6 protein-coding genes are annotated in these 8,096 nt (G+C 42.1%); all 6 read left to right on the top strand.

Annotated elements, in window-relative coordinates:
* The first annotated feature begins 432 nt into the window (after nucleotides 1–432).
* The 6 genes from DBR11_RS07015 (at nucleotide 433) to DBR11_RS30090 (ending at nucleotide 7,882) form a co-directional block, all read left to right on the top strand.
* A complete protein-coding gene (locus DBR11_RS07015; protein ID WP_108550980.1) occupies nucleotides 433–1,020 on the top strand; it encodes a TetR/AcrR family transcriptional regulator in 588 nt (195 codons plus the stop codon).
* Between the two features lie 202 nt (nucleotides 1,021–1,222).
* Nucleotides 1,223–2,356: an efflux RND transporter periplasmic adaptor subunit gene (locus tag DBR11_RS07010; RefSeq protein WP_108550978.1), complete on the top strand. Its 1,134-nt coding sequence runs from the start codon at nucleotides 1,223–1,225 to the stop codon at nucleotides 2,354–2,356.
* Nucleotides 2,357–2,373: 17 nt separating this feature from the next.
* Nucleotides 2,374–5,544 (top strand): efflux RND transporter permease subunit, encoded by a 3,171-nt coding sequence (locus DBR11_RS07005; RefSeq protein ID WP_108550976.1) that lies wholly within the window; start codon nucleotides 2,374–2,376, stop codon nucleotides 5,542–5,544.
* A 27-nt stretch (nucleotides 5,545–5,571) separates the two neighbouring features.
* Nucleotides 5,572–6,984: a TolC family protein gene (locus tag DBR11_RS07000; RefSeq protein ID WP_108550974.1), complete on the top strand. Its 1,413-nt coding sequence runs from the start codon at nucleotides 5,572–5,574 to the stop codon at nucleotides 6,982–6,984.
* Between the two features lie 32 nt (nucleotides 6,985–7,016).
* Nucleotides 7,017–7,580 carry a biliverdin-producing heme oxygenase gene (locus DBR11_RS06995; RefSeq protein ID WP_108550972.1) on the top strand — a complete coding sequence of 188 codons (564 nt, stop codon included), beginning with the start codon at nucleotides 7,017–7,019 and terminating at the stop codon, nucleotides 7,578–7,580.
* A gap of 92 nt (nucleotides 7,581–7,672) precedes the next feature.
* On the top strand, nucleotides 7,673–7,882 hold the full coding sequence (locus DBR11_RS30090; protein WP_108550970.1) for a CcmD family protein: 210 nt from the start codon (nucleotides 7,673–7,675) through the stop codon (nucleotides 7,880–7,882).
* The last annotated feature ends 214 nt before the right edge of the window (nucleotides 7,883–8,096 follow it).

Here is an 8,096-nt window from a genome sequence, read left to right as displayed (position 1 = left end):
ATGCTATCCTTATTTCCATCTCTGCTTTTTAATCTTTTCAATTCATCAGGAACCTCTTCTGCCCTATTTTCCTTTTCTAATTGCGGCTGTTTTTTTGAACCAAATAAATTATTAAATATTCCCATGATACTTTTGTACAAAAATTACCTATCGTATTTAGGAAACAAAATACTCAATTCTCAAATAGATACAAAACTTTGATTTTGGCAACAAGAGGCATCCTTTTGTTTGGAATGGCAGTTTAGCTCAATCTGAATTTGGAAAGTTAGGTATTGATATTTCTAGTACAAGGCCAGAAGTTTTATAAAATAACTACGTTGTAAAACAATCTGGGCAATTTCTGCATTTTCTGCTTTTACTTACTGATGACATATAAAAACAGAAAATCCCGGAAAAAGGTCCGTATGTTTGCAACATACCAATTAGTATGTTATGTCAAAAGCGGAAGCGACAAGATCGGATATTCTTAGAAGGGCACTTGAGTTAATTTACAAGCAGGGTTATCAGGCAACAAGCATCGACGACATTCTGGTTACAACTCAGGTTACCAAAGGAGCTTTTTATTACCATTTCCGAAACAAAGAAGAAATGGGCATAGCGCTGATCGACGAGGCGATGCAGGATGAAATTTGGCCACTTATAGAAAAATCTCTTTCGGCTAGCCCTAATTTCAGGGATAATATTTACGAGATGATTAAAGGATTACTTTTTGAACAACCATTTTTGACGGTCGAGCATGGTTGTCCCGCAGTAAACCTCATCCAGGAAATGGCGCCTCTGAACGACGCATTTAGGATGGCTCTAATAAAATCGCTAAACAAATGGAAAAGAGCTATTGAAGCAGAAATTATAAGAGGTCAACAGGCGGGTCAACTGGACACTACACACGATGCTAAACAAATTGCATTGAACGTAATAACACTTTACCATGGCGTGAGAAATATGGGTAAATTACTAGGTAAGCCCTATTATATTTCGTTTCTGAAAGAGTTTCGGAGATACCTCGATATTTTGAATTAATTTTTTTGAATAAAAACATACCACGCAGTATGTTTTGAATAATACTAAACATGAGTAAGCAGATTACACGCCCAAAAACATACTGATTAGTATGTTTAATCTATCCATACCAATTTACAATACAACCGTAACTCCCTTATCCTTAAACTAATTCAACAAAGAAACTTTATCACACATTTCTAATATATCAAATCAATTTTTTATGAAAAAAAATCTGTTACATGGAATGATAATTCCAGCTATCATATTTTCTTCCTGCACAGGGAATCAACAGGCGCAGAACGCGACTGCACCTGAAGTTCCGGTGGCAATAGTAAACCAGACCGATACGGTGGTTTATACAGAATATCCTGCAAAACTTGAAGGCCAGACAGATGTGGAGATCCGCTCGCAGGTTAAAGGAATTCTGGATAAAATATTTGTAGAAGAAGGTGCTTACGTCGAAAAAGGAAGATCACTTTTCCAGATTGACGCACGCCCGTACCAGGAAGAATACAACAATGCTCAGGGCGAATTATTGGCTGCCAAAGCAGAAGTGGCAACAGCAAAAATTGAAATAGAAAAATTGACTGCGCTAGTACAAAATAAAGTCGTTTCTCCATATCAGTTAAAGACCGCACAAGCGGCTTATGATGCTGCGGCTGCCCGTGAAAGACAAGCTTTGGCCAAAACCGGAAATGCTAAAATAACTCTTGGTTTTGCAACAATTAAAGCTCCTGTAAGCGGTTATATTGGTCGTCTCGCTAAGAAAACCGGCAGTCTGGTTAGCCCGTCGGACACTCAGCCGTTGTCTTATTTGTCGGATAACAGCGAAGTGCATGCCTACTTTTCTATTGGTGAAGCCGATTTTGTTGCCTTCAAAGACGGTTTGAAGGGCACCTCTATCGGGGAAAAATTAAAAAATACTTCAGCAGTAACCATGATGCTTTCCGGTGGTATTGCTTATCCGCAAGCTGGCAGACTGGATATGGTGGATGCTACATTTGATAAATCTACCGGAGCAATCACCCTGCGGGCAACTTTCCCAAACAAACAAGGTTTGCTTCGTTCAGGGAATTCGGGCAGGATTAAACTGGGACTGAAACAATCTGGTGTAAGTGCAGTGCCTCAGGCAGCAACCTTCGAAATGCAGGACAAAGTCTTTGCGTTTATAGTTGATAAGGCCAATAAGGCCCGACAAGTTGCTTTAACCATTTCCGGTTCTGTTGGAAATACCTATTACATCTCCGATGGTCTAAAGACAGGTGATCGTCTGATATTAAAGGGACTGGAATCCCTCAAAGACGGGATGTCTGTTAAACCTGAAAAATCAAATGAAAACCTGGCCAGCAATTAACCCCCAATTATAAAATCATGTTAAAAGTTTTTATCGATAAGCCGGTTATCGCCACAGTGGTTTCCATCATGCTGGTCATTCTCGGTGTGGTAGGTCTCATGGATCTGCCCGTACAACAATTCCCGGATATTGCTCCTCCTGTGGTACAGGTGTCAGCCAATTATCCTGGCGCAAATGCGGAAACTATGGTACGCGCAGTAGCCCCGCCAATGGAGGAAGCAATCAATGGTGTCGAAAATATGACTTATATGAGTTCCACTTCGAGTAACGACGGAACCTTAACGATCTCCGTTTATTTTAAGCTGGGCACTGATCCTGACCAGGCAGCGGTAAATGTACAGAACCGGGTATCATCTGCAACCGGACTTTTACCCTTAGAGGTGGTTCAGGCTGGCATCACCACTCAAAAAGTACAGAATTCGCTCATTATGGCAATTAACCTGATGAGTGAAAAGCCCAAGTTGTATGATGCAACTTATCTGACCAATTACGCGCAAATCAACGTGATACCGGAGCTTAAACGGATACAGGGTGTTGGGCAAGTGACCCTTTATGGCGGCAACAGGGATTACTCGATGCGCATTTGGCTCAAACCAGCACAAATGGCTGCTTACAATGTCACCCCAACTGAGGTAATGGCAGCTGTTAAAAGTAAAAATCAGGAGGCCGCGCCGGGAAGATTTGGAGAGTCCAGTGACCGCTCTTTTGAATATGTGCTCAAGTACTCAGGAAAATATACCAAACCAGAGGAATATGGGAATATGATCATCAGATCGAATCCGGATGGAAGCATCCTGAAACTCAAAGATGTCGCTAAGGTCGAATTGGGTAGCTATACATATAATTCGCTCAATACCGTTAACGATAAGCAAAGTATTCTGTTCCAGGTCATACAATTGCCTGGCTCCAATTCAAGGGAAATACAAACCAAGGTTGCAGAATTCCTAAAAAAAGCTGAGAAGGATTTTCCGCCGGGAATTAAACAGCAAATACTATACAATACAAAGGATATGTTGGATCAATCCATAGATCAGGTTGAGCATACTTTGCTCGAAGCATTTATCCTTGTTTTTATTGTAGTATATATATTCCTGCAAGACTTCCGGTCGACGCTGATTCCTGCAATAGCTGTTCCTGTTGCCCTTATTGGGACCTTCTTCTTTATGTCTGTGTTTGGATTTTCCATTAATCTCCTGACCTTATTTGCACTTGTACTTGCTATTGGTATTGTTGTGGACGACGCCATCGTTGTCGTCGAGGCTGTGCATTCCAAATTAGAGCATCGGAACATGACGCCAAAGAAAGCCACCACAACCGCAATGCATGAAATCACCGGTGCGATTGTTTCAATTACCTTGGTAATGGCTGCTGTATTCCTTCCTGTTGGTTTTATGAAAGGCTCTGCAGGGGTATTTTACCGTCAGTTTGCGTTCACCCTCGCAATTGCTATTTCCATATCTGCATTGAATGCACTAACACTAAGTCCGGCATTATGTGCTTTATTGTTAAAAGATGTAAACCATGATCATCATGAAAAGCCCACGAGCTTCAAACAGCGGTTTTTCTTTGCTTTCAATAAAGGATTTGAAAATGTGACCGACAAATATGTTAGAGGGGTTAAAAAGATGATCCAGTTCAAGTGGGCCAGTCTTGGTGGACTTGTACTTATTGTACTGATTACCGGCTGGCTGATTCGCAGAACGCCTACAGGTTTTATTCCATCTGAAGATTTGGGTTTTATAGCCATATCGGTGAACCTTCCTCCAGGCTCTTCTATGAATAGAACTCAGGCCATTCTTGATGAAGCGGCGGACAAAGTGAGGGATATGAAGGCAAAATTTGCCTTCAATGAAGTGGCAGGTTTTAATGTGTTGACCAATTCTACCAGCCCATCCTCGGGGGTTGCCTTTTTCAGGATGAAAAAGGATGGTGAACGTGGTGAAATGAATGATGTTGCAGCAAATATGGCTGAATTGCAAAAGCGTCTTTCCACTATTAAAGGCGCACAGTTCTTCGTGTTTTCTTTCCCGACTGTACCGGGGTTCAGTAATGTTGATGCGCTTGATTTTGTTCTGGAGGATAAAGCAGGTGGCAAGCTGGATAAATTTGGTGGAATTGCGAACCGCTTTATTGCCGAATTAATGAAGCGCAAGGAAATTGCTGTTGCGTTCACCACATTTCGTGCAGATTATCCCCAATATGAAATGGTCCTGGACCATGAAAAGATCGAGCAGCTGGGGGTGGATGAAAAGGATGTGCTAAGCACCATGCAGTCCTATTTCGGTAGTGCTCAGGTTTCTGATTTTAACCGCTTCGGTAAATATTATCGGGTTATGGTACAAGCAGAGAAGGAAGAGCGTGCAGATCCGGCCTCCATGAATGAAATTTATGTAAAGAACAAATCGGGTAACATGGTCCCTGTGAATACCATGATAACGTTGAAAAGAGTATATGGGCCCGAAGCAATCACCCGTTATAACTTATTCAATTCAATAGGTGTCAATGCTCTTCCGAAACCTGGTTACAGCACAGGAAATGCGATTCAGGCCGTTCGCGAAGTAGCCGCAAATGTGTTACCTGCTGGTTATTCTTACGAATTTTCAGGGATGACAAGAGAAGAAATTTCTTCTGGCGGCCAGTCCGTAGTCATCTTTATCCTTTCCCTGTTATTCGTGTACTTCTTGTTGTGTGCCCAATATAACAGCTATATTCTTCCACTGGCCGTAGTGTTTTCTGTACCTACTGGTATTATAGGGGTTTTTATGGCAATTGGTATGACTGGCATTGACAATAATATCTACATCCAGGTTGCCTTGATTATGCTGATCGGATTATTGGCAAAAAATGCGATCCTGATCGTAGAATTTGCCGTGCAGCGCAGACATGCCGGCCACACACTGGTGGAATCTGCACTGGAGGCTGCCAGACTTCGCATTCGGCCGATTATTATGACATCCATTGCGTTTGTGGCAGGTATCTCTCCTATGATGCGGGCTACCGGTCCTTCTGCCATGGGTAATCATTCGATTAGTATCGGCGCAGCCGGAGGTATGCTAGGCGGGGTTGTCCTGGGGCTATTTATTATACCGGTTTTGTTTGTGGTTTTTCAGGGCCTTCATGAAAAAGTTGCTGGTAAAAAGGTTCATTTGGAACACAAACTGGTACTTGAAACTGAAATAGTCAATTAAAAAGTGTTTAACTCCTGAAAATATTCAATGAAAAACTATAATCGAATCATCTTAATGATCGGCTTGCTTTTTATGGTTGCAAGTTGTAAGATCTCTGCAGATATACAGGCCCCCAAACCTGAGTTGCCGGTTAGCTTCAATAATGTGGCAGTGAAAGACACTGCGGGTATAAGTGCCATGCCATGGAAAAGCTTTTTTCCCGACGAAGGGTTACATGTGCTGATCGACAGTGCCCTGATCAAAAACTTCGATATGCTTATCGCGTTAAAAAATATAGAGCAAGCGCAGCAAGTTGTAAAGCAATCCAAATGGAACAATGTGCCTAGCCTCGACTTCAATGCCACGGCCAGTACGAGTATTCCATCGAAATACAGCCTCAACGGTTTGACTACCTCCCAGTTTTTTGGTTCCAATCACATGGAAGATTATTCTATTGGTGCAAGCCTCTCCTGGGAAGCTGATATTTGGGGGAAGATACGCAACACCAATAAGGCCGCGCTTGCAGCCTACCTGCAAAGTGATGAAGCAAGAAAAACCTTGCAGACTGATCTTATTGCCAGGGTGTCCAAAGGCTATTTCAACCTGCTCATGCTGGACGAACAGTTACGGGTTGCACGATATAACACGGCGTTAAGTGACAGTACATTGCGCATAGTAAGTGTGCAATATAATACCGGCCAAGCTACCTCACTGGCTGTTCAGCAGGCTCAGGCACAACAACTTACTGTGACAGGTCTTATTCCGCAGCTCGAACAAGAAATGGCATTACAGGAAAATGCATTGCATATCCTTACGGGCCAGCTGCCGGGCAGCATCAATCGACATGTCATCCTCAGCGACATCAAGTTCCCTGATGAACTTTCAGCTGGCGTTCCATCGGAAATGCTTCGCCGGCGACCAGACGTAAGAAGCCGTGAATTAGATCTGGTCATTGCGGATGCGAAATTGGGGATCAGTAAGGCTCAAATGTACCCAGCACTGCGGATCACTGCCAGCGGTGGTGCTAATGCACTGAAAGCAAGTGATTGGTTCAATATTCCCGGCTCACTCTTTGGCGTAGTTAGAGCGGGTATACTACAGCCGTTGCTGCAACATAAAGAATTGAGTACACAATATAAATTAGCTGGTATCGAGCGGGAGAAAACGGTTATTCTTTTTCGGCAAACCATATCAAAAGCAGTTGGTGAGGTATCAGATGCAATGGTAAGAATCGGAAAATTAAAACAGCAGTACCTTATCGCGGCCAAACGTGTCGCAACGCTTAAGCAAGCGACTGCGAATGCTGGCTTGCTTTTTCAAAACGGCATGGCGAACTATCTGGAGGTAATCACCGCGCAGAAAAACGTATTGCAAAACGAGCTGGATTTGGCTTCCATCAAGCGGCAGGAGCTCTCGGCTATTACCGATTTGTACCGCAGCCTGGGTGGTGGGGTAAATTGATTGAAAAAAGTTAACTATAAAATTAAAGTGTTATGATACAAGAAGAATTAAGAAAACAAACTGCAGCAGCGCATCAGCAATTAGAAAAATTGGTAGTCGCTCGACTAAAAAACATTCGCAGCAACGAAGATTATGCAGATCTGCTGAAAATATTTTATGCGTATTTCAGCCGTCTGGAAAAAGCTATCATGCCATATATATCTACTGAAGTTCTGCCCGACTATACGGAAAGAAGACATGCCATCAGCCTTGCGAATGATATCGTAAGCCTTGGAGCTGAATTAAAAGGACTGCCGGAGCTATCGGTTCTTACAATTGACAATACGGTTAAAGCGCTGGGGGCTCTTTATGTAATGGAAGGTTCTGTGATGGGAGGCAAAATTATCATCCAGATACTCGCTCGGTATGGGGTGCGAAAAGGTATTTCTTTTTTTGGGGGATACGGTTCAGAAACCGGCGCTAAATGGGCTTCCTTTACTGCGGTACTGGACCGGTATATTCATGAGGATTCCGAGCAAGAAGTTATAGAAGCCGCAAATCAAACCTTCTCCAATTTTACAGATGTTTTCCTCCAATCTTGCAACTCCCCTGTTTAATTCAATTGATTAGAAAGAAACGGTATATATCCTGTCTTAACCTGTCGGCTGCCTTCCTATATGGAAGCAGCTGACTTTAAATATAATTACAAATGAAGAAAATGATAATAATCCCTGCTTTAATATTAAGTTCACTTAACCTATTCGCTCAATCGTCTTCATGCGCACAAGTAATCGATACGTTATGTAGTTCTGAAAAGATCAATGTGGTGGTTGGTACCATCGCCGTAATATTTATCGGTCTGTCTTTTTATCTTTTTTCAATTGATAACAGATTAAAGAAAATAGAAAAAGATAAATAAGCAGGTAGATGTATGTATTTGGAGGAAAGCTTATCTTCTTTCGACTAAATTGACTGTTAATAAACTATCGTAGTAAAGCCTGCAAATATTCCGGAGTTATTTGTGGTAATTCCATATTTGGATCTTTGGCTTTCATCTTTTTGATTTCCTCATTTCCTTTTTTCTGGCCATCTATTAAATACTTGAAGAATTTATCGGAAATATTTATTTGAGT

The organism is Pedobacter sp. HMWF019 (assembly GCF_003061025.1).
Taxonomy (GTDB): Bacteria; Bacteroidota; Bacteroidia; order Sphingobacteriales; family Sphingobacteriaceae; genus Pedobacter.
This window is presented reverse-complemented; position numbering and strand designations above follow the sequence as displayed.

Coding starts and splice junctions, on each gene's coding strand:
- DBR11_RS07015 (WP_108550980.1), top strand. CDS start 433: ATGTCAAAAGCGGAAGCGACAAGATCGGATATTCTTAGAAGGGCACTT.
- DBR11_RS07010 (WP_108550978.1), top strand. CDS start 1,223: ATGAAAAAAAATCTGTTACATGGAATGATAATTCCAGCTATCATATTT.
- DBR11_RS07005 (WP_108550976.1), top strand. CDS start 2,374: ATGTTAAAAGTTTTTATCGATAAGCCGGTTATCGCCACAGTGGTTTCC.
- DBR11_RS07000 (WP_108550974.1), top strand. CDS start 5,572: ATGAAAAACTATAATCGAATCATCTTAATGATCGGCTTGCTTTTTATG.
- DBR11_RS06995 (WP_108550972.1), top strand. CDS start 7,017: ATGATACAAGAAGAATTAAGAAAACAAACTGCAGCAGCGCATCAGCAA.
- DBR11_RS30090 (WP_108550970.1), top strand. CDS start 7,673: ATGAAGAAAATGATAATAATCCCTGCTTTAATATTAAGTTCACTTAAC.